1 protein-coding gene is annotated in these 461 nt (G+C 43.0%); it reads left to right on the plus strand.

Going from position 1 to position 461, the window contains the following annotated elements; all coding sequences use genetic code 11:
- Positions 1–24 precede the first annotated feature (24 nt).
- A partial coding sequence (locus J5M58_RS26785) for a helix-turn-helix transcriptional regulator (RefSeq protein ID WP_207880394.1) occupies positions 25–461 on the plus strand: 437 nt, incomplete at its 3' end.

Here is a 461-nt window from a genome sequence, read left to right on the forward strand (position 1 = left end):
GATTGGGGGATTCGATATGCGCAATTGATCCAGGACCTGGATCGCTCGGCACGCGAGAATAAATCCCACGTAATGGGAAGACATCAATTTCTCGACGACTGTGGGGAGGCACAGGTCGAGGAGATGATAAAATTTCCCATACTTGGATACAGAGGAAACATACTTGGGATCGTAACCTACAGAAATGATATAACACGAACACTTCCGCCAATAGAAATTTATAGATTAAATCGGGGCTTTTACGGCGCTTCCGAGTCAATCAATAGAGTCCTTATATATTTTGGAATTGAGAAATATTTTTTTGCGCCACTAACTGATGCGCAAATCCAGGTTTTTTTGCTGAAATCCGAGAGGTTGACCAACAAAGAAATTTCAAGGCTCCTCGGTATCTCAGATAGAACGGTTGAATGTCATTGCGCAGCTCTGCGCAGCAAGATAATTGATGGAAACCTGCCATATAT

The sequence above is a fragment of the Pseudomonas sp. 32_A genome, from assembly GCF_017490905.1.
Taxonomy (GTDB): Bacteria; Pseudomonadota; Gammaproteobacteria; order Pseudomonadales; family Pseudomonadaceae; genus Aquipseudomonas; species Aquipseudomonas inefficax.